Origin of the sequence: Halioglobus japonicus, from assembly GCF_001983995.1 — a bacterium.
GTDB lineage: Bacteria > Pseudomonadota > Gammaproteobacteria > Pseudomonadales > Halieaceae > Halioglobus > Halioglobus japonicus.
Map to the genome: position 1 here is coordinate 1,454,327 of NZ_CP019450.1, position 25,381 is coordinate 1,479,707.

A 25,381-nucleotide genomic window follows, 5' to 3' on the forward strand; every position below is an offset into this window, starting at 1 on the left:
CGAATCCGCGTTGAGAGGACGCGAATTCTACGTTACTCGGGGGGAGAATTGCAGGGGGCATGTGCCCCCTGCGGGAAGGGTGTTACTCGCAGCGCTCGAACAGGGCGGCAATGCCCTGGCCGCCGCCAATGCACATGGTGACCACGGCGTAGCGGGCGCCGGTGCGCTCCAGTTCGTAAACCGCTTTGACGGTCAGCATGGAACCAGTGGCGCCAATGGGGTGACCCAGGCTGATACCAGAGCCATTGGGGTTCACCTTGGCGGGGTCCAGATCCAGTTCCTTCACCACAGACAGGGCCTGGGCGGCAAAGGCTTCGTTGCACTCCCAGATGTCCACGTCTTCGATAGCAACGCCGGTTTTTTCCATCAGCTGGCGAACCGCAGGTGCCGGGCCAATACCCATAATCGCAGGGTCGACCGCCGCTACCGCGTAGCCCACCATTTTTGCCATGGGCTTGAGGCCCTTGGCTTCGGCTTCGCTGCGCTCCATCAGTACCACGGCGGCTGCGCCGTCGTTGAGGCCGGAGGCGTTGCCGGCAGTGACGGAACCGTCCTTTTTGAAGGCCGGACGGAGCTTGGCCATGTCTTCGGCCTTGGCGTCATTGCGCACGTGTTCGTCTTTGTCGAACACCACGGTGCCTTTGCGGGTTTTGATTTCAATCGGCAGGATCTGGCTCTCGAAACGGCCTTCTTCCTGGGCCTGCTGGGCGCGACGGTGGCTCTCTGCAGCCAGTTCGTCCTGCTCTTCGCGGCTGACGCTGTACTTGTCGGCCAGGTTTTCGGCGGTAATGCCCATGTGGGTGTCACCCATGGGGCAGGTAAGTGCGCCCATCATGGCGTCGACCATCTGACCGTCGCCCATACGTGCACCAAAGCGCGCATTGGGCAGCCAGTAAGGGACGCGGCTCATGGATTCGGCACCGCCGGCGACGGCAGCGTCACAGTCGCCCAGCAGAATCATCTGGGCGGCGGAGATGACTGACTGCAGGCCCGAACCGCACAGACGGTTAACGGTGAGGGCAGGGGTTTCAATCGGCAGGCCGCCTTTCAGGGCCGCGGTGCGACTCATGTACATATCGCGACGGTCGGAGTGGGTCACATTGCCAATCACTACATGACCGATGTCAGTGGGCTCGAGGCCGGAGCGCTTGACCGCCTCCGCGACAACCTGGCCGGCAACTTCGGTAGGGGCCACGTCTTTAAGGCTGCCGCCGAAGTCGGCAATGGCGCTGCGCACGCCGCTCAGTACTACTACTTCTCTATTACTCATGAATCTATCCTGTGTGTTGCGGTGGGTGCGCTGTTACAGCTGCATTTCGGGCACGTTGTCGGGGATTACCAGTTCCCCTTCGGTGAGGGCGGCGATGTCTTCGACGCTCACACCGGGAGCGCGCTCGCGGAGTATAAATTTCCCGTCCTCGATGTCCAGTAGGGCGAGGTCGGTCAGCACGCGCTTGATACAGCCCTTGCCGGTCAGCGGCAGGGTGCATTCCTTGAGCAGTTTGGAATCGCCGTGCTTGGAAGCGTGGGTCATGACCACGATGATGTTGTCGGCGCCGGCCACCAGATCCATGGCGCCACCCATGCCTTTAATCAGTTTGCCGGGAATCATGTAGGAGGCGATATTGCCCTGCACATCTACCTCAAATGCGCCGAGTACGGTCAGGTCAACGTGGCCGCCGCGAATCATGGCGAAGGATTCGGCGGAATCGAACAGGGCTGCACCGGTGGCCATGGTCACGGTTTGTTTGCCTGCGTTGATCAGGTCGGCGTCGACCTCGTCCTCGGTGGGGAAGGGGCCCATACCCAGCAGGCCATTCTCTGACTGAAGCATGACCTCCATGTCATCGGGGATATAGTTCGCCGCAAGCGTGGGAATGCCAATACCCAGATTGACATAAAAGCCATCTTGAAATTCCTGGGATACACGCTGGGCCAGTTGTTCTCTCGTGAGTGCCATGTCGTCTCTCCTCAGGCGCTGCGCACAGTGCGCTGTTCAATGGTTTTCTCAAAGGTGCCCTTGATCAGGCGATTGACGTAAATGCCCGGCAGGTGGATCTCGTCGGGGTCCAGTTCCCCGGGCTCGACAATCTCCTCGACTTCAACGACGGCTATCTTGCCGGCGGTAATGGCGCCGGGGTTGAAGTTGCGAGCGGTTCTGCGAAACACCAGATTGCCGTAGCGGTCGGCCTTCCAGGCTTTGCCAATGGAGAAATCGCCAACGATGGACTCCTCCAGAATATAGTGACGGCCATCGAACTCGCGCACTTCTTTGCCTTCACCCACGGGGGTGCCGTAACCGGTGGCGGTAAAGAACGCGGGAATGCCGGCGCCACCGGCGCGCATTTTTTCCGCCAGCGTGCCCTGGGGTGTGAGTTCCACCTCCAGTTCACCGCTCATCATCTGCTGCTCGAAAAGCGCATTCTCGCCCACGTATGACGACACCATTTTCCGAATCTGGCGGTCTTCCAGCAGAATGCCCAGGCCTTTGCCGTCGACGCCGGCGTTGTTGGAGACCACGGTCAGGCCCTTGGTGCCCTTGCGCTTGATTTCCTTGATCAGGTTTTCCGGGATGCCGCACAGGCCGAAACCACCGGCGATGACCGTCATATTGTCTTCGAGGCCCGCCATCGCTTCTTCATAGCTGCCTACCACTTTGTCGAAACCGGACATGCTGTTCTCCTGATATTGCCTGCCAGTAGAGGGACCGGGCGTTGCCGCCAGGTCGGGATTGCCAAGACTGCAGCACAGCGCTATTTTTAACAAATAGAAAATAATGAACAATTAATAAGTATTGCAAATGAATGTAACCGTTAAGCAGATGCAGGCTTTTGTGGCGGTAGCGCGCTGCCAGAGCTTTGCCGAGGCCTGTGAGCTGGTGCACTTATCGCAGCCCGCCCTGAGCATCGCCATTCGCAAGCTGGAGGATGCGGTAGGCGGCCGCCTGTTCGCACGCTCGACGCGTTCAGTCACGCTGACACCGGAGGGCGAGGCTTTTTATCCGGTAGCCCGGCGGTTGCTGTCTGACTGGGATCAGGCGCTGGATGATGTACACAATCTGTTTGCATTGCGACGTGGCAAGCTGGATGTGGCCGCGATGCCTACCTTCACCTCCAGCCTGCTGCCAGGGTTGTTGAAACGCTTCCATGGCGACTACCCCGATATCAATGTGACGGTGCACGACGTCGTGGCTGAGCAGGTGGTGGATATGGTGCGAGAAGGCAGGGCGGAGCTTGGGGTGACCTTCGATCCCGGCGAGGCCTCTGACCTGGAGTTTCACCCATTGTTCACCGATCGGCTGGTTGCCGTGTTGCCCCGCGATCACCCTTTGCTGGCGCTGGAGCGCGGCCTACGTTGGCGCGACCTGCAGGATCACAGCTATATCACCCTGCAGCGCCCCTCAAGTGTTCGGCTGCTGATCGATGGCATGCTGCGAGACAAAGGCATTGTGCTTAACCCCGCTTTTGAGGCCCATCAGTTAGTCAGTGTGGGACGTATGGTTACCGAAAACCTGGGTGTGAGTGTGGTGCCCTCGCTGAGTGAATCCCAGATGCTGGAGATGGGCGCCGAGGTCAGGCCGATCGGCGCACCCGCGGTGACTCGTGAAGTGGGCGTCATTACCCGACGGCGCTACCCGCTGTCGGTGGCTGCCCAGGCAATGTTCGACATCCTGGTTCAATGTGGGGCACCTGAGTCCCCCCGTTAGCCCCTTGCATGGGGTATCATGTTGCCTCGAACAAAAATGACCCCAGTTATGTTGTTATCCCAGCAAACCCAATACGACCGCCAGGTAGCTGCCTGGCTGCTACTTTGTGCTGCCGTTATTTTTGGCATGATTCTGCTAGGGGGGGTGACACGGCTCACCAACTCCGGGCTGTCGATGGTAGAGTGGAAACCGCTAATGGGTGTGATTCCGCCGCTGAGTGAGGCCGAGTGGCAGGCAACCTTTGACAAGTATAAGCAGTTTCCCGAGTACCAGAAGGTGAATCGCGGCATGGATCTGGACGGCTTCAAGTCTATTTTTATGTACGAATACCTGCACCGGGTGCTGGGGCGTTTGATTGGGGTTTTGTTTTTCATCCCCATGCTGTTTTTCGCCATTAAAGGGCGAGTGCGTCAGGGCGTTATGCCCAAACTCTGGATACTGTTTGTGCTCGGTGGTCTGCAGGGCCTGCTCGGTTGGTACATGGTGAAGAGTGGTCTGGTGGATAACCCCAGGGTGAGCCAGTACCGCCTGACATCGCATCTTGGGCTTGCCGTGATTATATATTCCTACATGCTTTGGGTGGCCTTTGACCTGTCGTTTCAGGGTAAAAGGGTCGCGGCGCCTGCGGCAGCGGCATGGGCGCGGGCGATACCTGTGCTGGTGTTCCTGATGATCTTATCCGGTGGGCTGGTGGCGGGTATTCGCGCCGGTTTTGCCTACAACACCTGGCCCTTGATGGGTACATCCTTCATTCCACCGTTGCTTTACTCTCTAGATCCCTGGTGGGTATCGGCGTTTGAAGATATCACCACCGTGCAGTTCAACCACCGCATGTTTGCCTATGTGTTGTTTGGCCTGGTGCATGTGTATGCCTGGCGCGCGCTGGCGAGCGGCGCAGGCATGGCCGCCGGATTGATGGTCGCTGCGTTGTGGTTTCAGGTGGTTCTGGGAATCAGTACTCTGCTACTTCATGTGCCGGTTTGGTTGGCCGCCCTGCATCAGGGCGGCGCGGTGTTGCTGCTCACGACCAGTCTATATACCAGCCATGTTTTGCTCAGGCAGCGGGGCTGACCTACCAGAACTGCAGGTTCTTATCGTCTTCGCGCCGGCCGACATTTTGGCGGCGCTCGGGTTTGGCGTTTGCACCAAACCGCACTGAGTCCCTGCGATCTTCACCCTAGCGTATTGTTTGATGCCGGCGTTCCTCGCCTACGTATTTCCGTTCCTGCCCATCGCTGCCGCTAAACGGTGCGGACAGGTCCCTGGCTTCAAAAACTGCCTTGTCACCCATGTCAGATAGCCCCATTTTTGTTTTTTCCGAGCTCAGTACAGACCTGCTCTGAGCGCGCGTTTCGGACACATCGCCAAAAAAGTGTGATGAGTGTCACATTTTAAGTGGCGATCAGCCTAAAAAATGTACAGAAAGCTGCCTGTAATCGAGCGAAATGTGAATTACAGCGCATTCAGTCCATAGTCAGAACCCTTCTTCTGGCCTATGCTTTTTCGGCTGGATAACGTGTTTAGTTTCAGTCGGTTATACGCAAGGCCCCCATACGGCCAATAAAAAAATCGCGTAAGCCGGCTGTATCAGAGTGGATATCAAGGAATGAACCACGTGGACGACCCGCTGTTGCAGTGCTTGTTGGCGCTGTGCCGCTGCCATGGCAACGCCTCGACGGCGGAAGCCGTGATGGGCGGCCTGCCGGCAGACGCAGGCAAATTGAGCCCCGGCCTCTTTGAGAGAGCAGCCAGTAGGGTAGGGCTTGCCAGTCGTCTGGTGCACCGCTCCCCGGAAGATATTGAGCCGGCCCTGTTGCCAGCAGTATTGCTGCTTAAAAACGAACGCGCCTGCCTGCTCATGGGCTGGAAAAACGACGGTGCCTTCGCGCGCGTTATCTATCCCGAGTTGAACGAGGCCGTGGTCGACGTACCGCGGGAAGAGCTACTTGCCTCGGCGACCGGCACGTTGATTGTGTGTCGTCCGCGGTTCAAATTTGATCAGCGTGCGCCACGCACAGGGACTTCTGAGCGCGGCCACTGGTTCTGGGACGCCATGCGCGCCAACATGCCTGTTTACCGCGATGTATTGTTGGCCGCCTTTTTTATCAACATGTTCGCCCTGGCGCTGCCGCTGTTTACGATGAATGTCTATGACAGGGTCGTGCCTAACCACGCTGTTGAGACCCTGTGGATGCTGGCGGCGGGGGTGGTCATCGTGATGATTGCCGATATTGTGTTGCGTACCATGCGCGGCTACTTTCTCGATCTCGCCAGTCGGCGTGTCGATATCACATTGTCGGCAACGATTATGGAGAAAGTGTTGGGGATACGGCTCGAGCACCGCCCGGTGTCGGTGGGGTCCTATGCCGTAAATCTGCGCTCGTTCGAGACCCTGCGCGATTTTATCACCTCCGCCTCGGTAACCACGATTATCGACATACCCTTTGCGCTGATTTTTATTGGCGTTATCGCCTGGATTGCCTGGCCGGTGTTAATCCCCATTGTGATTGGCCTGGTGTTGGTACTGGGTTTTGCGCTGTCGGTGCAGGGCAAACTCAAAGAACTCGCCGAGACGACGTATCGCGCCGGCGCCATGCGCAATTCAACCTTGATCGAGTCGCTGGTCGGCCTGGATACGATTAAGGCCATGGGCGCCGAATCCCGCATGCAGCGGCGCTGGGAGGAGACCACCTCATTCCTGGCGCACGTGGCCGTGCAGTTGCGTCTGTTGTCCTCCTCGACCATGAATGTCAGCCAGTGGGCGCAGCAGATGGTGACGATGTTTGTAATTGTCACCGGGGTTTATCTCATTACCGCCGGTGAGCTGAGCATGGGCGGGCTGATTGCCTGTACGATGCTGTCGGGACGAATCATGGCGCCCTTTGGCCAGACCGCGGGCCTGATTACCCAATACCACAATGCCGAGATTGCCCTGAAAACGCTAGACGAGGTGATGGACCAGCCGGTGGAGCGTCCGCCGGGAGCGCAGTTCCTGTCCCGGGAAATGTTTCGCGGCGAAATCGAATTCAAGAATGTGTCGTTTGCCTATCCCGGTGCAGAGCTGGATTCGCTCAGCAACGTGTCGTTCAAGATCAGCCCCGGGGAGCGCGTGGCAATTCTGGGCCGGGTAGGCTCCGGTAAATCGACGCTGCAGAAGCTTGCCATGGGGCTGTACCAGCCCACCGCAGGCGCCATCATGATTGACGGCATTGACCTGCGTCAGCTGGATCCGACCGAGCTGCGTTCACGGGTGGGCTATGTGCCGCAGGACGTGACCCTGTTCTATGGCAGTTTGCGGGACAACCTGACGGTGGCCAATCCGCAAGCCTCCGATGCCGCGATAGTACGCGCAGTGGAGATCGCCAACTTGGCCGATTTTGTGAATCGACATCCGCAGGGTTTTGATATGCAGATCGGTGAGCGCGGTGACTCACTGTCAGGTGGGCAGCGCAAGTCGGTGGCACTGGCGCGCGGTGTCATTAATGAATCGCCGATTCTGTTAATGGACGAACCTACAGGCTCCATGGATCACTCCACCGAAATGGCCGTGAAGCGCAAGCTGGCGGAGTTTGTGGAAGGCCGGACCTGGCTTGTGGTGACCCACCGCAATTCACTGCTGGAAATGGTGGATCGCATTATCGTGATTGATAACGGCAAGCTGGTGGCAGACGGGCCGCGAGATAATGTGGTGCAGGCCTTGAAGCAGGGCAAGATAGGGAAGGCCCAATGACTGAGCAACGGGAAAATAACGTCGCTCAGGAAGCGGGGGCTCCGCGTCGAGGTATAGGGCGGAGTCTGGTCGACAAGTTGTTCGCGCCTTGGATGGAGGATGCGGCTGCCCCGGCAGGTTGGGAGCAGGATGCACACCGTGCCTATGTCGAGCAGCAGCCACTGCGGGCGCGCGCGTTGCTGTATGTGGTGGCAGTGATTGTTGTCGCGCTGGTTGTCTGGGCGTCGATTGCCGAGATCGACGAGGTTACCCGCGGGCAGGGGAAAGTGATTCCCTCGCGCCAGGTCCAGGTCATTCAGTCCCAGGACGGCGGCGTGGTCACAGAAATTCTGGTGCGCGAGGGCGATACGGTGGAGCAAGGCCAGTTGCTGGTGCGCCTCGACCAGACCCGCTCGCAATCGTCTCTGCGGGAAAACCGCGCCGAGTATCAGGCGCTTGCCGTGAAGGCTGGGCGGTTGCGTGCTGTCGCCGACGATACCGAGTTCCAGCCCGATCCTTCGCTGACCGCCGCGGTGCCGCGCATTGTCGCCCAGGAGCAGGCGTTGTATGACTCCAGTCGCGCCGAACTGGGGCTGGAGAAGGGCATGGCGGGTGAGCAGTTGTCCCAGCGCCGCGAGGAACTGGTGGAAGTCACCGCTCGCGAGCGCCAGGCTGCCCGTTCACTTCAGCTTACCGAGCGAGAGCTTAATCTCACCCGTCCCATGGTAGCGTCCGGAGCCGTGTCTAAGGTGGAAATCCTGCGCCTGGAGCGCGAGGTGAATCAGCTCAGCGGCGAGCGCAAGCAGGCCGCCGCCCAGATTAACCGCATTCGGTCTGCGATTCAGGAAGCCGAGAGCAAGGTCGCGGAAGTTGAGCTTGAGTTTATGAACGAGGTTCGCGAGCAGCTCGCGGATACGATTACCCGCATGAATGCGTTGCGCGAAGCAGGGCTGGGGTTGTCGGATCGGGTAAAACAAACCGAAGTGCGCTCGCCGGTAAACGGTACGGTTAAACAGCTGCACTATCACACTATTGGCGGTGTGGTGCTTGCGGGTAAGGAAATCATAGAGGTGGTGCCCGCCGACGATACGCTGCTGCTGGAAGTGCGTATCCGCCCCAAGGATATCGCCTTCCTGGTGCCCGGGCAGCCCGCACTGGTGAAGTTCACGGCCTACGATTTTGTGGTCTATGGTGGGTTGGACGGCGTGGTCGAGCACATTGGTGCGGATACGGTCATGGATGAAGAAGGCAATCCCTTCTACGAGATTCTGGTGCGCACTCATGAAGCCGGTATCGCTGAAGACAAACCAATCATCCCGGGTATGACAGTGGAAGCCGATATTCTCACAGGTAAGAAAACGATTCTGTCTTACCTGATGAAGCCGGTGCTGCGCGCCCGCCAGTACGCCATGACGGAGCGATGATGGAGCATTTATTTGTGACATCGGCGGGCGAGATTCGGCAGCGCTGGCGACAGGCCTTTCCCCTCGCCAAGCGCGCGGCCAGCATTGCGGAGATCGGCGCAGCCACCACCCGCGCCCGGGGCGTGATCTGGCTGGACCTGGCAACAGCGGCACCCGAGGCCCGCAAGGTGCAGGTACAGGCCGCGGTGGAGTTTGGCTGGCCGGTGGTGGTGATGTCTGCTGCCCCGGGGGAATCAGAGGCGTTTGAATTTCTAAATCTGGGGGCGGTGGGTTACTGTCATTTTTGCGCGGCGCCGGAGCAACTGCGCGAGATAGCGCTGGTAGTGGAGCACGGCGGCTTCTGGATGCCGCCAGAGCTGATGCAGCGCTTCCTGGCACTGTCACTGCGCGTTGTGCCTGGCACGGCGCCCCGCGAGCCGGAACTGAATGAACTGACCTCCCGGGAGCTCATGGTGGCGGAGCAGGTTGCCCATGGGGCCAGTAATCGGGAGATCGCTCAGACGCTCAATATCACTGAGCGGACGGTGAAGGCACATTTGTCCGCTATTTTCGAAAAAATGGAAGTCCGGGACCGCGTTCAGCTGGCTCTAGCGATGAATAATATCCCCACCTATACAACCATCAATTAGGGGTAGGTGGGGCTGGTAAAATTTCTTTAAATCAATTGCTTAGCGAAATTCTCCGACGGTTGGGAAGGCCCCCGCTCACGCAGCTGGAGGGAGTAACTATGTGAACTGGTTCACATTTTGGTTCGAGTCCGGGGCTAACATGTACAAAAGTACAATTTACGCTTGTCGGTACGGGTTTACGCTAGGCGGCATGGAGATGCGTCGGTCGGGCGCGCTAATACATTCGATTCACGGAGTAGTACGATCATGGATGAGGCTCAAATTGCGGTAGTGGCCGGCTTAACGGGCAAGGCCTATGTAAGGAACGCTGAGGGTGAATTACGCGAATTGTCGATAGGCGATGCGTTGTTCGAAGGAGAAACCGTAGTGACCCCGGATGGAGTCATGGTGGAGCTGACGCTCACCGATGGCTCGCTGATGGTTGTCGACGCACCGGAGATGATGCTGAGCCCCGACCTGGTGGCTGAGACGGCCCCCGGCCCCGACGAGAGCGCTGTTCAGGACGAGACGATAGAGGCCGTGCTGGCCGCTCTGGAAAGTGGCGAAGACCTCGGCGAAGTGCTCGAGGCAACTGCCGCAGGCCCCAGCAGCCTTTCTGGCCCCAGTGGCGAAGGTCACAGCTTTATCCGTCTTGGCCGTATTGCCGAGTCCACGTCGGAATTTGATGGCATTGGCGGCAGCACTGGCAACGAAGCTGAGGCCGAGGCCGGGCAGGACAGCACACCCGTCGATGCGATTGATGACGAGGCCTCCACCGATGCCGGTGTGCCGGTCGTCATCTCGGTAGAAAACAACGATATCTTCGCTGAGGGTGAGGACGTTATCTCTATCTCCCAGCCAGAGAACGGTGTTGCGATTCTCAATGACGACGACACAGTGACCTATATTCCCAACGAAGGATTTAGCGGCACAGACACCTTTACCTATACAGCGACCAATCCCGATGGCACCCAGGGTGATACCGCGGTGGTCACTGTTGAGGTGAATCCCCCCGCGGATCCGCCCCGCCGCCCCCTGTTGAGCCCCCGTGGTTGAACCCCCGGTGGTTGAACCCCGGTGGTGGAGGCACTGCCGGAAATCAGCGTTGGCGATGACGTGGTGATCGAAGGTGGTACCGCCCAGGTGGTCGTGTCCATCGACAAGCCCTGGGATGAACCGATTTCCGTGGCCTTCGAAACCGAAGACGACACCGCGACAGTCATCGGCGGCGACTACGACCCCGAGACAGGCACCATTACTTTCGCGCCCGGTGTCACCGAGCTGGTGATTCTGGTGTCCACCAATGAAGACAACATTCGCGAAGGCTCTGAGTTCTTCAACGTCAACCTCAGCGACCCGGTGAACGCCACCATCGCCGATGGTGAAGGCGTTGTGGAAATCGTCGATGTTTACGAAGATCCCACCATTACGATTGGCGATGACGTAGTTGTTGAGGGCGACACCGCCCAGCTGGTTGTGAGCCTGTCCCGTGCTGTCGAGGAAGAAGTCACCGTGGACTTTGTCAGTGCCGACGGTACTGCGATTGAAGTCAATGGCGACTACCTGGGTACGTCCGGTACGTTAACGTTTGCACCGGGTGAAACCGAGCTTGTCATTAATGTGGTGACACTCGATGACGCGGAGGATGAAGCCTCCGAGAATATGTTCATTGACCTGAGTAACCCCACTAACGCAGAGATCGAGGATCCGCAGGGTAGGGTCACTATTCGTGATAACGAGGTGCCTGATACGCCGAATGATCCCCCTGTGACTGAAACTGAAACCATTACGGTGGATGAGGCCGCGCTTGCCAGCGGCAGCAATCCAGGCAGCAACTCAGAGACTGTCTCCGGACAGTTGGATGCCACTGATCCCAACGGCGATGCACTCAGCTTCGTTCCCGGTGTGCAGGTGGGTACCTATGGCACGTTGGAAATCAATGCTGATGGTTCTTACGTCTATACGCTGAATTCTCGCTTCGATACCAATCCGGATGCGGACAATGGGACTCAGACTGAGTTTGGTGCAGAGAGTTTCGAGTACACGGTATCCGATGGTAATGGCGGTTTTGATACTGGCACCGTATCGATCAACATTGTTGACGATGTTGCAGACGCCCAGGACGACACTGACAGCACAAATGCCGGCGCTAGTACCAATGGTGATGTCATTACCAACGATGTTACGGGTGCCGATGGCATCGAAGGTGTTGTTGGCGTGCTGGCTGCGGCCGACTACGTGAGTGGAGACCTTGAGAACGGTGTCGGTGTTATCGCCGGTGCCCAGGGCTCGCTGGAACTGAATGCGGATGGCACGTATACCTACACTGCCAACGAAGATGCTACCGGTGAGGATGTCTTCTACTACACCATTGTCGATGGTGATGGTGATCTCAGCACGGCGATGCTGACCATTGATATTAATTCCGATCCAATGATCTCGAATCTGACGCCGCTGCAGGAAGGCGGTGACGCGACCATAGATGAAGATGATCTGGAGCAGGATGGCGAGGATATGGACGGCTCTGATACGCCGACCGATCCGAACACAGTGACAGGTGATTTCAACGTCACTTCGCCTGATGGTGTAGAGGACCTGACCGTGGGTGTTATAGCGGTTGTTGTTGGCGGTGTGGTGCAGAGCTTCCCGGCCAGTGCGGTCACGCCTCTGGGCAACATGTTGACCATTACCGGGTTTGACGGTTCAACGGTGAGCTACAGCTACACCCTGGAAGAGAACGAAGCGCACCCGGCAACGGGTGAGGATGCGATCTTCGAGACCTTCGCTGTAATCGTGACCGATCCGCAGGGCGACAGCGACAGCGATGATCTGGTGATCCAGATTGTTGACGATGTTGCAGATGCCCAGGACGACACTGACAGCACAAATGCCGGCGCTAGTACCAATGGTGATGTCATTACCAACGATGTTACGGGTGCCGATGGCATCGAAGGTGTTGTTGGCGTGCTGGCTGCGGCCGACTACGTGAGTGGAGACCTTGAGAACGGTGTCGGTGTTATCGCCGGTGCCCAGGGCTCGCTGGAACTGAATGCGGATGGCACGTATACCTACACTGCCAACGAAGATGCTACCGGTGAGGATGTTTTCTACTACACCATTGTCGATGGTGATGGTGATCTCAGCACGGCGATGCTGACGATTGATATTAATTCCGATCCAATGATCTCGAATCTGACGCCGCTGCAGGAAGGCGGTGACGCGACCATAGATGAAGATGATCTGGAGCAGGATGGCGAGGATATGGACGGCTCTGATACGCCGACCGATCCGAACACAGTGACAGGTGATTTCAACGTCACTTCGCCTGATGGTGTAGAGGACCTGACCGTGGGTGTTATAGCGGTTGTTGTTGGCGGTGTGGTGCAGAGCTTCCCGGCCAGTGCGGTCACGCCTCTGGGCAACATGTTGACCATTACCGGGTTTGACGGTTCAACGGTGAGCTACAGCTACACCCTGGAAGAGAACGAAGCGCACCCGGCAACGGGTGAGGATGCGATCTTCGAGACCTTCGCTGTAATCGTGACCGATCCGCAGGGCGACAGCGACAGCGATGATCTGGTGATCCAGATTGTTGACGATGTTGCAGATGCCCAGGACGACACTGACAGCACAAATGCCGGCGCTAGTACCAATGGTGATGTCATTACCAACGATGTTACGGGTGCCGATGGCATCGAAGGTGTTGTTGGCGTGCTGGCTGCGGCCGACTACGTGAGTGGAGACCTTGAGAACGGTGTCGGTGTTATCGCCGGTGCCCAGGGCTCGCTGGAACTGAATGCGGATGGCACGTATACCTACACTGCCAACGAAGATGCTACCGGTGAGGACGTCTTCTACTACACCATTGTCGATGGTGATGGAGATCTCAGCACGGCGATGCTGACCATTGATATTAATTCCGATCCGATGATCTCTAATCTGACGCCGCTGCAGGAAGGCGGTGACGCGACCATAGATGAAGATGATCTGGAGCAGGATGGCGAGGATATGGACGGCTCTGATACGCCGACCGATCCGAACACAGTGACAGGTGATTTCAACGTCACTTCGCCTGATGGTGTAGAGGACCTGACCGTGGGTGTTATAGCGGTTGTTGTTGGCGGTGTGGTGCAGAGCTTCCCGGCCAGTGCGGTCACGCCTCTGGGCAACATGTTGACCATTACCGGGTTTGACGGTTCAACGGTGAGCTACAGCTACACCCTGGAAGAGAACGAAGCGCACCCGGCAACGGGTGAGGATGCGATCTTCGAGACCTTCGCTGTAATCGTGACCGATCCGCAGGGCGACAGCGACAGCGATGATCTGGTGATCCAGATTGTTGACGATGTTGCAGATGCCCAGGACGACACTGACAGCACAAATGCCGGCGCTAGTACCAATGGTGATGTCATTACCAACGATGTTACGGGTGCCGATGGCATCGAAGGTGTTGTTGGCGTGCTGGCTGCGGCCGACTACGTGAGTGGAGACCTTGAGAACGGTGTCGGTGTTATCGCCGGTGCCCAGGGCTCGCTGGAACTGAATGCGGATGGCACGTATACCTACACTGCCAACGAAGATGCTACCGGTGAGGACGTCTTCTACTACACCATTGTCGATGGTGATGGAGATCTCAGCACGGCGATGCTGAGGATCACAATTGAAAACAATCCGCCCACTGCTGAAGATGAAGAGGCTCGGGTATCTGAAGAAGGTCTGGCCGGCGCAGATCCGGATGGTGAAGGTGACCAGGATACAACTAACCAGGTTACCGCTAACGGCACGATAGTTCTGGGCGATACTGACGGTGAAGCTTTGACGGTCACGTTTGATGCCGCATCCCTGCCGCTGAATACCGATTGGACTTCAGGTGGTGAAGCGATTGAGTGGGAGCTAAGCCCCGATGAAAAAGTGGTGACCGGCATTGCAGATGGCGAAACGGTTATTACTATTACTCTGCTCAATGATGCAGGTAGCTACAGCGTTGAGTTGTCGGCACCTTTTGACCACACAGATACCACTGTAGAGGAAGATCTGAGCTTTGATCTGGGCGTTGTTGTCAGTGATGGTGATGCCGAGACGAGCAGCACCCTGTCGGTATTTGTTGAGGATGACAGCCCTGCAGCTGAGATTGATGAAGCCGATGAATACGACGTGCGTGACGATTCCGATGTTGTGCCCGAAGACAAGAGCGGTGACGTCAGTATTGGCGCGGCCATCAACATTGTCGAAGGTGCCGATCAGGGCTCTGCACTCAGTATCAGTCTCGACGATGCGAACTTCATCGATGCTGCTCCCTCAGCCCTGGCATTGACTGCAGGTGTGTCTGCGTCGACGTGGGCGACGATTGTCAAGAACGGAGAGGAACTCGGCGAACTCACGATTGAATGGGATGGCAGTAACGCCAGCTGGGAATTCAAGCCGGTAGACAATACCGCCGAGACCGATCCAGATAACCTCGAGTTTACGTTCACAACCACGGTAACCGATAGCGATGGCGATACAGCCTCCGATTCGCACCAGGTGGAAGTGGAACCAGTGGCAGATGTGCCGACCGGGTTGGCTATCGCCTTTGGTAGTCCCTCAATCGAGGGTAATGACCTTGAGGTGTTCATTAACCAGGAGGTGGGTGATCAGGTCGGTGACGATGTCATCAACGGTACACCAAACTTCGATTATAACGATATCGTGGTCGTGCCGTTGGACTTCGGTGGTGAATTCGCCAACCAGGTCATCACGATTAATCCCTCAGTGGACATTAGCGGTAGTTGGAACCACGACGGTGACGGGCCCTATTTCGATGATAACTGGGGCATGATTGTCTACGATCCCGAGGATGGTGCCTTTGGCGGTGGGTTTAACCCCGGTCAGAGCTCTATTCCGGACGGTGCTGTAGGTAACCCGGTGGCGTTCTTCTTCTACAACCAGAATATAATCGAAGATAACGATACTACTCCGGATATCGAAACCATCGATGGTGTGGACTACTACCGCTTCGGTACGCCCCAAAATGGCGAGAACGACTCCTTCGCCTTCTCGCACACTACGTCATTGGATATTCAGCTTAACGAAAATGGTCAGGCCTATGTGGTCTTTGGCGCAGAAACCACCCAGCAGTCCGAGTCGGTCGTGATTGACGGTGTTGCTGTGGCGGACGCGCCGGATACCTATGTTTACGGTGTGAATCTGGACGTCGGTATCGCTGATGCGGACGGCAGTGAAAGCATGACGGTGACCATTACTCTGAACACTTTTGAAGAGGGTACTAATACGCCGGTGGAGGTGGCTGCCAATCTGCTTGATGGGTCCAGTGACGAAGTGCCTGATACCGGCGCACCGGCCGATAACCAGTGGGTGGTGACACTTGACCCCGGTCAGAGCCTGGATGATGTCTTCGAGTTGCGTATGCTGCAAACCGAAGAGGCCTTTGACTTCTCGGTCACGATCACTGCAGTAACTACCGAGGCTGCTAATGGCGATACGGCTCAGAACGAGTTCACGTCTGACGTGGTGACGGTACCTGGTGCCTCTGTTGCCGCCGCAGCGTTTGCAGCTCCCGCCGCATTCGCTCAGGACCTTGGTGTGGTCGATCCCGCGGAGGATGTGGGTACACCTGATAATGAGCTGGCTGCCGGCGAGGTGCCACTTATCGGAACCGATGGCAACGACGTGTTCATGTTTGATCTGGCCGATGCGGGCTCTTCTGCCAGCTATGAAGTTTCCAACTTCGGCGCGGACGGTCAGGATGCGCTTGATCTCAGCGACCTGTTGCAGGGTGAGTCGGAGGACACGCTGGAGAACTATCTTAACATCACGTCTGACGGTACCAATACCGTGATCGAGATAGCCTCGAGCGGCTTCAGCAGTGGTTACGATGCTGCCGAGGTAGACTCCACCATCACGCTGCTCAATGTCGACCTTGGCAATGATACGGCGGCCGCCATCGCTGAGCTGTTGAGCAATCAGCAGCTGAACGTCGACTGATGCCGTTTGTGATGCGGGGCGACGACGGTTCCGTCGTCGCCATCAGTCTTGTTCAGAAAGATGGTTTCAATGAGGAATTGCCCGAGGGTTCGGAGGAGCTGACAGCGTTTCGCAATATCGGTGTAAGTACGGGGGGGCTGGACGAAACCGACAAGGACTTCGTGCGGGTACTGGAAGACGTTGTCGAGTTGTTAATCGACAAGGGGATTATCCTCTTTACCGAGCTTCCGCAGTCGGCGCAGGACAAAATCATGCGCCGCCAGCGCCTGAGAAGCGAGCTTGGCGAGCGGCTCAACCTGATTGGCGACGACTGATTTCTGACTACCCCGGGGTTCTCATGCCGGGGCCGGTAGCACCATCGGCCCCGAGTTCCTGCAGGATTTTCCACTCTGCTTCATTGTTCACTCCCTCGGCATACACACTGACGCCAATCGAGTGACCCACTGTGCATAGCGTTCTCAGCAAGGTCTGATTGGCCGCGTTGTCATTGATGTCGCGTACAAAGCTGGCGTCGATTTTGAGGTAATCAAGACCTATGTCGCTCAGTTTGCCAAGCTCTGCCAGCTGGTGGCCCACATGTTCTATACCCATCTGCACGCCGTGCGCTTTGGCGCCGTGGCACAGGGGCTTGAAGCGCTCGAGGTGGCGGAAGGCCATGGCCTCGGGTAGTTCGAGGCACAGCTTGCGGGCGGCTTCCGGCGAGCCGGCGAGGGTCTCCTCAAGCCAGGGCAGGAATCCGGGCTCAACCACTGCCGCGACCGACAGGTTGGCGGCAATGGGTTCGCTGCCATTGTTGAGTGCGTCTAGGGCCAATTGAATCAGGGTTTTGTCGAGCTCCAGAGAGACCTCAAGCCGATTCACCCAGGGCAGGAAGACGCCGGCGGACAGACGCTCGCCGTTCTGCAAGAGCCTGACGGGGGCTTCGTTATGGATGAGCTGGCCCTGCAAACCCAGCACGGGGTAAAAATCCAGGCTGAAACTCTTTTGTGCAAAGGCCTGTTCAAGAATGGCGCGCCAGTCTTCCAGTTGCTGGCGCACCGGCCGCAGCTGCGAATCGCTTTCCACGGTTACGCTGATGGTTCTGCCGCCTTGTTCCTCACTTTTTTGGAGCGCATTATCGAGACGCGTCAATAGCGTGCTAATCGTGTCGCCATGGGCGTAGATAGTGCAGGCGGTGGGCAGCTCAATCTCGGTACCCACATCGCGGCCATCGAGGCTCTGGCCAATAGCATTCAGTGCCAGCTCCGCCGTTTCCTGTGGGTCGATGGCCCGGGGAGCCAGTAAGGCAAAGTCAGAACCGTTAAGCCGGCTGGCCGACCAGCGACTGTGACCGGCGACGATGTCCTGCAGTGCTGCGCCAATATCCTGCAATACACTGTCCATGGTGGCGCGGCCCCATTGCTGGTTGAGCTCGGCCAGCTGGCGAATACGCACCAGACTTACACTGCCGGTGGCGTTAACGTCATCGCTTTCCAGCGCCGCAGCCACTTCCTTGAGAAAGGGTTCGCGGTTACTCAGGCCAGTGACCTTATCGAAATTGGCGGCCTGTTGATATTTCTGAAGTCGCTCTGCTTCTTGCTCGAGTACGCCTTTAATCCGCCCCGACAAGTCGTTCATTGCACTAACGACCTGCTTGAACTCCAGGGTCTTCGGTTCCGGGATGCGAATAAATCGACGCTCGCCAATGGCCTGGGCCTGATCTACAACATCGTCCAGGGGCTTGAGGATGTGCTGCAGAATACGTCCGCCGATCAGGCAAGACACCAGCATGAACAGCACAAAAATCAGCGCCAGTATCTGGGTGCTTTGCCACAATTGGTCGTATGCAAAGCGCGAGTGGCTGCGCAGATTCAGTGTGCCCACCTGAGACCAGCCGGACTGGATGACTGCGGCACCGTCGTCAATGTTGAGCGGGAAGGCATTGACGAACCACGCCGGCGCTTCGCTGGCCGACTGGGTGTCGTGGCGCCGGATTAATACCTCGCCCTCTGGAGAGAGCAGTTCGATCAACTCATAAAAGCCCGTGTCGAACTGAGCGGACAAGGTGAGTTCCAATAGCACTTCGTCGGCGCCTTGCTGCGTGAGCGACAGGGCTAGCGCTGCCGCGTTATCGGCGTTTTTCATGCTGATCTGCTGCTCCAGGTAGGACTTGGCCGAAAGCATGGAAACCAGGAAGCTGCCGCTGAACACCGCCAGTAACAGTGCGATGATGGCCAGCCAGAGTTTTGTTCGTAGTGACATCGTCTTTCTTCCTTATTGGTTTTCGCTAGCCCAGGCCTTCGGCGGCGGCGCGTTGTAGCAGATCGCGCCAGCGGGAAAGCTTGGCGCCCGGGTTAGTCGTAGCAGGGGCGGCAGCCCCACCCACCCAAAGTCCTTTGCTGTTGAATCCGTACACCGGGGTCAGGTCGGTGCGTTTGCTGGCGGGGTAAATGTCGCCGATCAGGTTGTCCAGAATCAGGGGCTCCGATGTGGGAGTTGCGTAGTAGGCCAATACCATGTGGGCTAGATGAATCTGGCTGTTGGGTCCGCCTGTCTGGGCTTTAACGTAGGTGATCCTGAGTTTATTGACGTCGACGCCGGCGAGTATCAGCGTGGTGTATTTGAAAATAGCGAAGTCTTCGCAGTCGCCCATGCGCTTGGACATGGTTTCCAGCGGCGTTGCCCAGTAGTCTTTCTGCCCCCAGGCTTCCGGGTCCTGCACCCAGCGTATGCGGCGATTGATGAAGTCGTTGGCGCTTTTGAGTTGCGCCAGTTCGTCCTGCGCGGCCATAGCATCAATAGACGCACGCCACTCGTCTACCAGATTCACCGTCTCCTGGCCGTAGCGGTTCATGGCAACCGAGCGCAGCTTCGCATAGTCAACCTGTGCCCAGACGAGCGAGCCCAGACAGGCGCAGGCCAGAAGCAATGAGCAGATCAGTCGGTATGTAGGCATGGCTCCCAGTAGGCAGCTTTTTCGCTGCAATTCGGCGCAGTTGGATAATTTTTATTCAAAAAACCGCTCTAAAGCTGGCGTGCAAAGAATAATAGACTACTTTCTAGGGTTCACTGCGTTCTGAAACTAACTTTTCTAGCTCTGTAATCACGTGATATCGCGTGTTATTGCAAAGAGCGCCGTGTACAGCAAAAATTAAGCGATAGCCTACACTCGGTAGGCGAGCAGGGAAGGAAATCGGCACGGCAGGACGTTGTGCCTGAAAGCAATAAAAGCACTGCGGTGTCGGCCGCGGTGATAATCTATTTGGGATCACAAGGATTGGTACAATGAAATATCTCCCATTCAAGCGAATCTCGCTGGCTCTGGCTGTGTCCGCTACAGCCCTTGGCGCAACCGCGCAGACCACGAGTGCGCCATCTGACGACATTGTCTCTGACTTTAAAACCGCAATTACCCAGGGTGTGACCTTAAGCCCCAGGGTGAATGCCGAGTGGTATAACTTCGAAGCGACCCGCGAGGCCCAGCGCGGTGCCCGCGGCGGCTATCTGCCCAGCGCTGACCTTTACTCCGAATGGGGTCGGGAAGAGCGCGAAACGCCGCTGATTGATTTCGACGACTACTCTCGCGATGCCACCCGCTTCAGCATTACCCAGATGCTGTTTGACGGTTTCGCCACCCGCGATGAGGTAGCGCGCTTGGGCTATGCCAAGCTGTCCCGCTACTATGACTTCAAGCGTGCATCGGAAGAGTTGGCGCTGGAGGCTGCGGAGGCTTACCTTGACACGGTCCAGTTCCAGCAACTGGTGAAGTACGCCGAAGAAAACTACGTGGTTCACAAGCAGGTCTACGATCGTATTGCCGAGCGTACCGGCGGTGGCGTCAGCCAGGGTGTAGACCTCGATCAAGCCGCAGCGCGTGTGGCGCTGGCCGAGTCCAACCTGGTGACTGAGATTACCAACCTGCATGACGTGATCACCCGCTTCCACCGTGTTGTGCACGGTATGCCGGCTGAGAACCTGCAGCTACCCGATGTACCTTCAGGCCAGATTCCCGAAATGCGGGAGACCGCTCTGGATCTCGCCTACCAGCGCAGCCCCGTGATTAACTCGGCCATCGAAAACCTGCGCTCTGCACAGGAAGCACTGAACGCCACCAATGCGCCGTTTATGCCGCGCCTTGATTTGCGCTATCGCAATGAGGTGGAGCACGACACCGATGGCCTGGAAGGGCGCTACGACGAGGAAGCCATTGAAGTTGTGGTGAGCTACAACCTCTATCGCGGCGGTGCCGACAGTGCGCGCAAGCGCGAGTTCTACAACCTGTATAACGCGGCTATTGAGGAGCGGAAGCAGGCCTGTTTAAACGTGCGTCAGGAGGTGACCATTGCGTTTAACGATATCGAGGCCCTGGAACAACAGGTGATGCTACTGGAGCGTAACCGTGTTGCCCAGGACAAAACCCGTCGCGCCTATCGCGACCAGTTCGATATCGGCCAGCGCACGCTGCTGGATCTGTTGGATTCGCAGAACGAATATTTCGACACCCAGCGCGCCCACATGAGTGCCCTGACTGACCTGCGTACCGCCCAGGCGCGCACGCTGTCCAACATGGGCCTGTTGTTGGCTTCATTGGATGTGGATGGCCTGAATGCGGAACAGCTCGCCGAGCTGGACCTCGACTTGTCCCGTGACGCCGATGATGAAAACGCTCAGGCGCTGTGTCCCCCGGGGTGGCTTTGCCCGCGTCTGTGGATCGCGATGCGCTGTTTGCCCGCCTGAACGGCACTAACGATGCAGCTGCTGCTGCAGCCTCTGCCGCTGCTCTGGCTGGGCTCGCAGCAGGTAGCGACCGCTATACAGCGGTGGGTGGCGATATGGTGTCGCTGACCATGGATGTGCAGTTTGAGTTCGACTCGTCACGTATCTCCTCCTCTTACGATACAGAGATGGCCAATGCTGCCGCAGTCCTCAAGGAGCACCCTGGTGTGCGTGCCACGGTTGAAGGTCATACCGATAGTGTGGGCGACGATCAGTACAACCAGTGGCTCTCAGAAAGTCGCGCCAACGCCGTGCGGGATCTGCTGATTCAGTCGCACGGCATTCCAGCTGATCAGTTGGTGGCTATCGGCCGCGGTGAAAGCATGCCGTTGGCAGGTAACGACACTGATTCAGGTCGGGCTCAGAACCGTCGCGTTGAACTGGTGATGGATATCGCCCAGTAATCGCATTCTGGTGAGAAAAGGGGCGCCATGTGGCGCCCTTTTTTCATGCGCAGCGTTAGCGGCAGAACTCTTCAATGGCAATGGCAAAGTTGAGGCTCTGGCCCTCGCTGACCGAAAAAGTCGTGATACCTACCAGGTTTCCCGTCTGATCAAAAAGGCCTCCGCCCGAGGAGCCTGAAGAGATCGCCGCATCGGTCTGGATCAGGCGCAAACCCCTACGGGCCCTTTTCTGGCCCACAATACCCCGGGACAGCGATGTCTCCAGGCCGCGAGGATTGCCGATGGCGGCTACTTCCTCACCAATGCGGACGTTGTCATGGGCGCGGGCGTACTGCACGTAACTGGGAAGGGTTTGTGCGGTCTGTAACACGCAGCGGTCGCCGGCCGTGTCTACAGCAACGAGGCTGGCAGACAGTTCGGTGCCAATTCTTCGCAGCTTGATTTGCCGCGGGTTACTCAACAGATGGCAGTTGGTGACCAGGGTGCGCGGTGATACAGCAATCGCCGTGCCGGTGGAGCGACCGGCGCTACCGCGAGAGTCCACGGTCCAGACCGATTGGCTGTTGTTTTCAAACACGGTAGTCCAGGGCTGGGCGTAGGGAATACTCTGCAAGCGGCAGATATCTGCCTGCAGCGGGCGCCAGCTACCCGCAACCGCCGGCTGTGTCGGTCCGGCGCTGTTGAACGTGGCGGCCGGGCGGGCGTTACTGGCGGCGACGTGTGGTGCCCGGAAATTCAGGGCGGCGACAAACGTCAGACCCTTGGCAGCATCGCGGCGTGCTTCATCGACAATCTGTTTCTGGGCAGCACTCATCCTAGGCAGTCGGGCTTCAACAAACGCTTTGCGCCGCGACTCGTAGCTGTAGTGCGGGCTGGTGAAATTATCGGCACTACAGGACGCCCACTCCTTTCCTTTGGCTAACGCCATGCCGTCGCGCCAGTGGTAGTAGGCGGTGTTCCAGTTTTCCATCGCGGGCGCCAGACCAAACTCCAGATAGGCGAGGCCAAGGTGGGCTTCGCAGCGGTCAAGGCTCGACCAGCCCGCCGGCGATGCGAGTATGGCGCTGAAGCGTTTGTGTGCGTCTGTGTACAAGCTGCGCGCCGTCAGCGCTCGGGCATAGTTGATTTCCAGCGCCCGGGCGCCATTGTTCACCGCCAGGCCGAGATAGTTGAAAGCCTTGGTGGGATCACGCGGCACGGCTGCGGAGCCTTCAGAGTAAGCGCGGTACAGGTAGGTGCCCGCCTGGCCCAGGCGTTGGCTGTCGGTGCCGGTCAGTGCATACTGTTCCAGTATGTTCACCAGTTCGGCCTCCTGGCCGATGATGTCGTAGTAATCCACCAGCGTCGCCAGTGCCTGGGTGTCGCCGCGGTCTAGGGCTTGTTGGCAGTTGCGCAGTTCGCGCTGGCGCAGATTGGCCAGCTCCCCGGCCGATAGTGATCGCTGGTAACGGGTTTTACCGCGGGCGTCTTTGCCCTGGCTGTTCACGATCGAGCCTGGGCACCAGCCGCTGTCGAGATTGCGCAGCGCACTAGAACCCGTGTGGTCTACCGTGGTTGACGAAGAGCAGGCCTGTAGTGTGGCGATCCCGAGCGCCAGGCCCGTCGCGCGAAGCCATGGGCGAATGCGCTTTAGGTTGCGTCGAGTCATTCAGTCATCCAGCGAGCATGCGCAAATGCGACTGATATGGCTGTAGGGGAGTTCACTTTGCGCGTGCCACTCATTGAACGCCCCCTGAATGAGTTTGAGTTCACGCTGGGTAGTGGGGTTTGGTTTGATATCGAGTCCGGCGCGGCGCAGACAGCAGACCACGTCGCCGGTGAGGACAAACGTGTCCTTACCCATATTGCGCAGCACACGTTGGCCGCTCATGCCACCGAGCCGGCTGCCGCCTCTCTTCAGATGGGCAAATAAACCGATCAGATCATCGCTGGGCCAGCGGCTGACCATTTTGCCAAAGCTGCCGTGCTCTTTGCTGACATCGAGAATGTACTGGGCGTTATGTTGCACGCTCAGCACTTTCTGGCGGTTGCGAATGATCTTCGGATTCTGGCTGATACGGTCGATCTGGTCGGGGCTTAGCATAAGAATGCGGTCGGGTGGGAAGTTGAAAAACACCTCTTCAAATTCATCCCATTTGTTGTCGACCACACGCCAGACGAAGCCGGCCTGAAACACACAGCGGGTCATCTCCGCCAACCAGCGATCATTTTTTCTGGCGCTCAGGACGCGGCTGGATTTCACAGCGGGCATGAGCCGCGCGAGAGCGCGTTCACCGCCTTTGCGTTCGCAGGCACGGGCGTAAATTGCGGTAAATTTCTCCATGCCCGCAGTGTAGAACAAAGCCTTCCCCCGGGTACAGCCATCGAGGTGTCAGTATTGCCAAGCCCTGCTATGCTGACAGTGATAACAGCATAAGAGTTCCGTCATGTCCGATACAGATCCCGTAGCCGCTGATCCGAACCAGGCGGTGGAAGCCGCCGCACTGGTCGTCGAAAAGCCCCTGATAACCCCAGCGGCTATTGACGAGGAAACCCTGTTCATTTTGCAAATGTTTGACCAGATGGATGCTCAGGCGCCACTGATGCGTTTGGTTATTGGCGCGTCCATTGTCGGTATCTCGCTGTTACTGCTGTTAATTACTCGCTTTCATTTCAAGCGCCGAGTGGGGCGCATGGAAGCGCTACCGGATGATCGCTACAAGGCACTGCGATGGCAGGCACAGGACTTACTGTCCGCCGAAGATATGAAAGCGTTTCGGATCAGTTTTACCCAGTGGATTGGACGGTTCGTGTCGCTGGTATTTATTCTCGCGGCCATCAACGGATTATTGATGACGTCAGGCTGGACCCTGCGTTTGGCAGCGCGGATGATCAATGGCTTCTACCAGATTGTGTCATTTATATGGCAGGGGTTTGTCAGTTACCTCCCAAACCTGATTACGATTGTGCTCATCATCATGGTGGCCCGCTTCGTTATCCGCACTCTGTCAATGGTCTTCGATGGTATTCGCACTCGCAGAATCTACCTGAAGAACTTCTATCCCGAGTGGGCCGACACCAGTTTTGGCATTATCAAGCTATTGATATACGCGTTGACGGCAGTGATTATTTTTCCTTATCTGCCAGGTTCCAGTTCGCCGGCATTTCAGGGAATCTCGATTTTCGTCGGTGTGTTGGTATCGCTGGGTTCGACCACCGCCGTGGCCAACATCATTGCTGGCGTGGTATTGACCTATACCCGCGCTTTCCAAATAGGTGACCAGGTCGACGTAGCGGAGACCCGTGGCCGGGTGGTGGAGCGGAGCATGTTTGTCACCCGCATCCAGACCCTCAAAAACGTGATTGTGTCGATCCCCAACTCCATGGTGTTGAACAACAACATCATTAACTACAGCAAAAATATGGGGCAGCGAGGTCTGCTGGTGCACACGGGGATTACGATTGGCTACGATGTGCCCTGGCAGGTCGTCAATCGTTTGCTGATCGCGGCGGCGGAAAAGACCGATGGTATTGCTGAATCGCCGCCGCCATTTGTGCTGCAAGTGTCGCTGGAAGACAATTATGTGGCTTATGAAGTGAATGGCTGGACCCGCAAGCCGGAAGAGTTGCCCAGGATCTACTCAGCATTACATGCCAATATTCTCGATGAGTTCCACGGCCACAACGTGGAGATTACCTCGCCTCATTATCGCGCCGTGCGCGATGGCAACCCGGTGAATGTGCCGGAAGTGTTGCCGCGCGATGACGAGGACGGTGAGAGCGAAACGAAAGAGGAGAAGGCCTGATCGGCA

The 25,381-nt window shown here is 57.6% G+C and carries 18 protein-coding genes; 11 read left to right on the plus strand and 7 right to left on the minus strand.

Annotated elements, in window-relative coordinates:
* Nucleotides 1-82 precede the first annotated feature (82 nt).
* Genes BST95_RS06995 through BST95_RS07005 form a run of 3 tightly spaced genes read right to left on the minus strand, consistent with a single transcriptional unit; the run spans nucleotide 83 to nucleotide 2,673 of the window.
* Nucleotides 83-1,270 (minus strand): acetyl-CoA C-acyltransferase family protein, encoded by a 1,188-nt coding sequence (locus BST95_RS06995; RefSeq protein ID WP_084198673.1) that lies wholly within the window; start codon nucleotides 1,268-1,270, stop codon nucleotides 83-85.
* A 33-nt stretch (nucleotides 1,271-1,303) separates the two neighbouring features.
* Complete coding sequence (locus BST95_RS07000; protein WP_084198674.1) at nucleotides 1,304-1,960, minus strand: 3-oxoacid CoA-transferase subunit B; 657 nt, start codon at nucleotides 1,958-1,960, stop codon at nucleotides 1,304-1,306.
* Nucleotides 1,961-1,971: 11 nt separating this feature from the next.
* The gene (locus tag BST95_RS07005; protein WP_084198675.1) at nucleotides 1,972-2,673 is read right to left on the minus strand and encodes a CoA transferase subunit A; all 702 of its coding nucleotides are present in this window, start codon (nucleotides 2,671-2,673) and stop codon (nucleotides 1,972-1,974) included.
* 127 nt (nucleotides 2,674-2,800) lie between these two features.
* On the opposite strand from BST95_RS07005, the gene BST95_RS07010 reads away from it, so the two are divergent.
* The 8 genes from BST95_RS07010 to BST95_RS07045 all read left to right on the plus strand — a co-directional run bounded on the left by BST95_RS07010 (nucleotide 2,801) and on the right by BST95_RS07045 (nucleotide 16,745).
* Nucleotides 2,801-3,706 (plus strand): LysR family transcriptional regulator, encoded by a 906-nt coding sequence (locus BST95_RS07010; RefSeq protein ID WP_084198676.1) that lies wholly within the window; start codon nucleotides 2,801-2,803, stop codon nucleotides 3,704-3,706.
* Between the two features lie 48 nt (nucleotides 3,707-3,754).
* Nucleotides 3,755-4,777 carry a COX15/CtaA family protein gene (locus BST95_RS07015; RefSeq protein ID WP_084198677.1) on the plus strand — a complete coding sequence of 341 codons (1,023 nt, stop codon included), beginning with the start codon at nucleotides 3,755-3,757 and terminating at the stop codon, nucleotides 4,775-4,777.
* Between the two features lie 535 nt (nucleotides 4,778-5,312).
* The gene (locus BST95_RS07020; protein WP_084198678.1) at nucleotides 5,313-7,436 is read left to right on the plus strand and encodes a type I secretion system permease/ATPase; all 2,124 of its coding nucleotides are present in this window, start codon (nucleotides 5,313-5,315) and stop codon (nucleotides 7,434-7,436) included.
* Complete coding sequence (locus BST95_RS07025; RefSeq protein ID WP_084198679.1) at nucleotides 7,433-8,839, plus strand: HlyD family type I secretion periplasmic adaptor subunit; 1,407 nt, start codon at nucleotides 7,433-7,435, stop codon at nucleotides 8,837-8,839. The genes BST95_RS07020 and BST95_RS07025 overlap by 4 nt, the downstream gene beginning before the upstream one ends.
* Nucleotides 8,836-9,468 carry a response regulator transcription factor gene (locus tag BST95_RS07030; RefSeq protein WP_084198680.1) on the plus strand — a complete coding sequence of 211 codons (633 nt, stop codon included), beginning with the start codon at nucleotides 8,836-8,838 and terminating at the stop codon, nucleotides 9,466-9,468. Before BST95_RS07025 ends, BST95_RS07030 begins: the two co-directional genes overlap by 4 nt.
* Nucleotides 9,469-9,714: 246 nt before the next feature.
* Nucleotides 9,715-10,503 carry a retention module-containing protein gene (locus tag BST95_RS07035; RefSeq protein ID WP_084198681.1) on the plus strand — a complete coding sequence of 263 codons (789 nt, stop codon included), beginning with the start codon at nucleotides 9,715-9,717 and terminating at the stop codon, nucleotides 10,501-10,503.
* A 21-nt stretch (nucleotides 10,504-10,524) separates the two neighbouring features.
* Nucleotides 10,525-16,431: an Ig-like domain-containing protein gene (locus tag BST95_RS07040; protein ID WP_084198682.1), complete on the plus strand. Its 5,907-nt coding sequence runs from the start codon at nucleotides 10,525-10,527 to the stop codon at nucleotides 16,429-16,431.
* Nucleotides 16,431-16,745, plus strand: coding sequence for a hypothetical protein (locus BST95_RS07045; RefSeq protein WP_084198683.1), 315 nt, complete (start codon nucleotides 16,431-16,433; stop codon nucleotides 16,743-16,745). The genes BST95_RS07040 and BST95_RS07045 overlap by 1 nt, the downstream gene beginning before the upstream one ends.
* Before the next feature lie 7 nt (nucleotides 16,746-16,752).
* On the opposite strand, the gene BST95_RS07050 is transcribed toward BST95_RS07045, so the two are convergent.
* Both BST95_RS07050 and BST95_RS07055 read right to left on the minus strand, forming a co-directional pair.
* Nucleotides 16,753-18,672, minus strand: coding sequence for an EAL domain-containing protein (locus BST95_RS07050; RefSeq protein WP_084198684.1), 1,920 nt, complete (start codon nucleotides 18,670-18,672; stop codon nucleotides 16,753-16,755).
* A 25-nt stretch (nucleotides 18,673-18,697) separates the two neighbouring features.
* Nucleotides 18,698-19,366 carry a transglutaminase-like cysteine peptidase gene (locus BST95_RS07055; RefSeq protein ID WP_084198685.1) on the minus strand — a complete coding sequence of 223 codons (669 nt, stop codon included), beginning with the start codon at nucleotides 19,364-19,366 and terminating at the stop codon, nucleotides 18,698-18,700.
* A 329-nt stretch (nucleotides 19,367-19,695) separates the two neighbouring features.
* Between BST95_RS07055 and BST95_RS07060 the strand changes: the two genes are divergently transcribed.
* Together BST95_RS07060 and BST95_RS20385 are read left to right on the plus strand one after the other, a co-directional pair.
* Nucleotides 19,696-21,147, plus strand: coding sequence for a TolC family outer membrane protein (locus BST95_RS07060; protein ID WP_240500271.1), 1,452 nt, complete (start codon nucleotides 19,696-19,698; stop codon nucleotides 21,145-21,147).
* Nucleotides 21,105-21,590, plus strand: a complete 486-nt coding sequence (locus tag BST95_RS20385; protein WP_240500272.1) for an OmpA family protein — start codon at nucleotides 21,105-21,107, stop codon at nucleotides 21,588-21,590. Before BST95_RS07060 ends, BST95_RS20385 begins: the two co-directional genes overlap by 43 nt.
* 55 nt (nucleotides 21,591-21,645) lie before the next feature.
* On the opposite strand, the gene BST95_RS07065 is transcribed toward BST95_RS20385, so the two are convergent.
* Nucleotides 21,646-23,238: a S1C family serine protease gene (locus BST95_RS07065; RefSeq protein WP_084198686.1), complete on the minus strand. Its 1,593-nt coding sequence runs from the start codon at nucleotides 23,236-23,238 to the stop codon at nucleotides 21,646-21,648.
* The gene (locus BST95_RS07070) at nucleotides 23,239-23,931 is read right to left on the minus strand and encodes a DNA-3-methyladenine glycosylase I (RefSeq protein ID WP_229801705.1); all 693 of its coding nucleotides are present in this window, start codon (nucleotides 23,929-23,931) and stop codon (nucleotides 23,239-23,241) included.
* An 85-nt stretch (nucleotides 23,932-24,016) separates the two neighbouring features.
* Between BST95_RS07070 and BST95_RS07075 the strand changes: the two genes are divergently transcribed.
* Entirely contained in the window at nucleotides 24,017-25,375 is a 1,359-nt protein-coding gene (locus BST95_RS07075; RefSeq protein WP_084198687.1) for a mechanosensitive ion channel family protein, read from the plus strand.
* The last annotated feature ends 6 nt before the right edge of the window (nucleotides 25,376-25,381 follow it).

Excerpts from the sequence above, each read along its gene's own strand:
- BST95_RS06995 (WP_084198673.1), bottom strand. The coding sequence starts at position 1,270 with ATGAGTAATAGAGAAGTAGTAGTACTGAGCGGCGTGCGCAGCGCCATT.
- BST95_RS07000 (WP_084198674.1), bottom strand. The coding sequence starts at position 1,960 with ATGGCACTCACGAGAGAACAACTGGCCCAGCGTGTATCCCAGGAATTT.
- BST95_RS07005 (WP_084198675.1), bottom strand. The coding sequence starts at position 2,673 with ATGTCCGGTTTCGACAAAGTGGTAGGCAGCTATGAAGAAGCGATGGCG.
- BST95_RS07010 (WP_084198676.1), top strand. The coding sequence starts at position 2,801 with ATGAATGTAACCGTTAAGCAGATGCAGGCTTTTGTGGCGGTAGCGCGC.
- BST95_RS07015 (WP_084198677.1), top strand. The coding sequence starts at position 3,755 with ATGTTGTTATCCCAGCAAACCCAATACGACCGCCAGGTAGCTGCCTGG.
- BST95_RS07020 (WP_084198678.1), top strand. The coding sequence starts at position 5,313 with ATGAACCACGTGGACGACCCGCTGTTGCAGTGCTTGTTGGCGCTGTGC.
- BST95_RS07025 (WP_084198679.1), top strand. The coding sequence starts at position 7,433 with ATGACTGAGCAACGGGAAAATAACGTCGCTCAGGAAGCGGGGGCTCCG.
- BST95_RS07030 (WP_084198680.1), top strand. The coding sequence starts at position 8,836 with ATGATGGAGCATTTATTTGTGACATCGGCGGGCGAGATTCGGCAGCGC.
- BST95_RS07035 (WP_084198681.1), top strand. The coding sequence starts at position 9,715 with ATGGATGAGGCTCAAATTGCGGTAGTGGCCGGCTTAACGGGCAAGGCC.
- BST95_RS07045 (WP_084198683.1), top strand. The coding sequence starts at position 16,431 with ATGCCGTTTGTGATGCGGGGCGACGACGGTTCCGTCGTCGCCATCAGT.
- BST95_RS07050 (WP_084198684.1), bottom strand. The coding sequence starts at position 18,672 with ATGTCACTACGAACAAAACTCTGGCTGGCCATCATCGCACTGTTACTG.
- BST95_RS07055 (WP_084198685.1), bottom strand. The coding sequence starts at position 19,366 with ATGCCTACATACCGACTGATCTGCTCATTGCTTCTGGCCTGCGCCTGT.
- BST95_RS07060 (WP_240500271.1), top strand. The coding sequence starts at position 19,696 with ATGAAATATCTCCCATTCAAGCGAATCTCGCTGGCTCTGGCTGTGTCC.
- BST95_RS07065 (WP_084198686.1), bottom strand. The coding sequence starts at position 23,238 with ATGACTCGACGCAACCTAAAGCGCATTCGCCCATGGCTTCGCGCGACG.
- BST95_RS07075 (WP_084198687.1), top strand. The coding sequence starts at position 24,017 with ATGTCCGATACAGATCCCGTAGCCGCTGATCCGAACCAGGCGGTGGAA.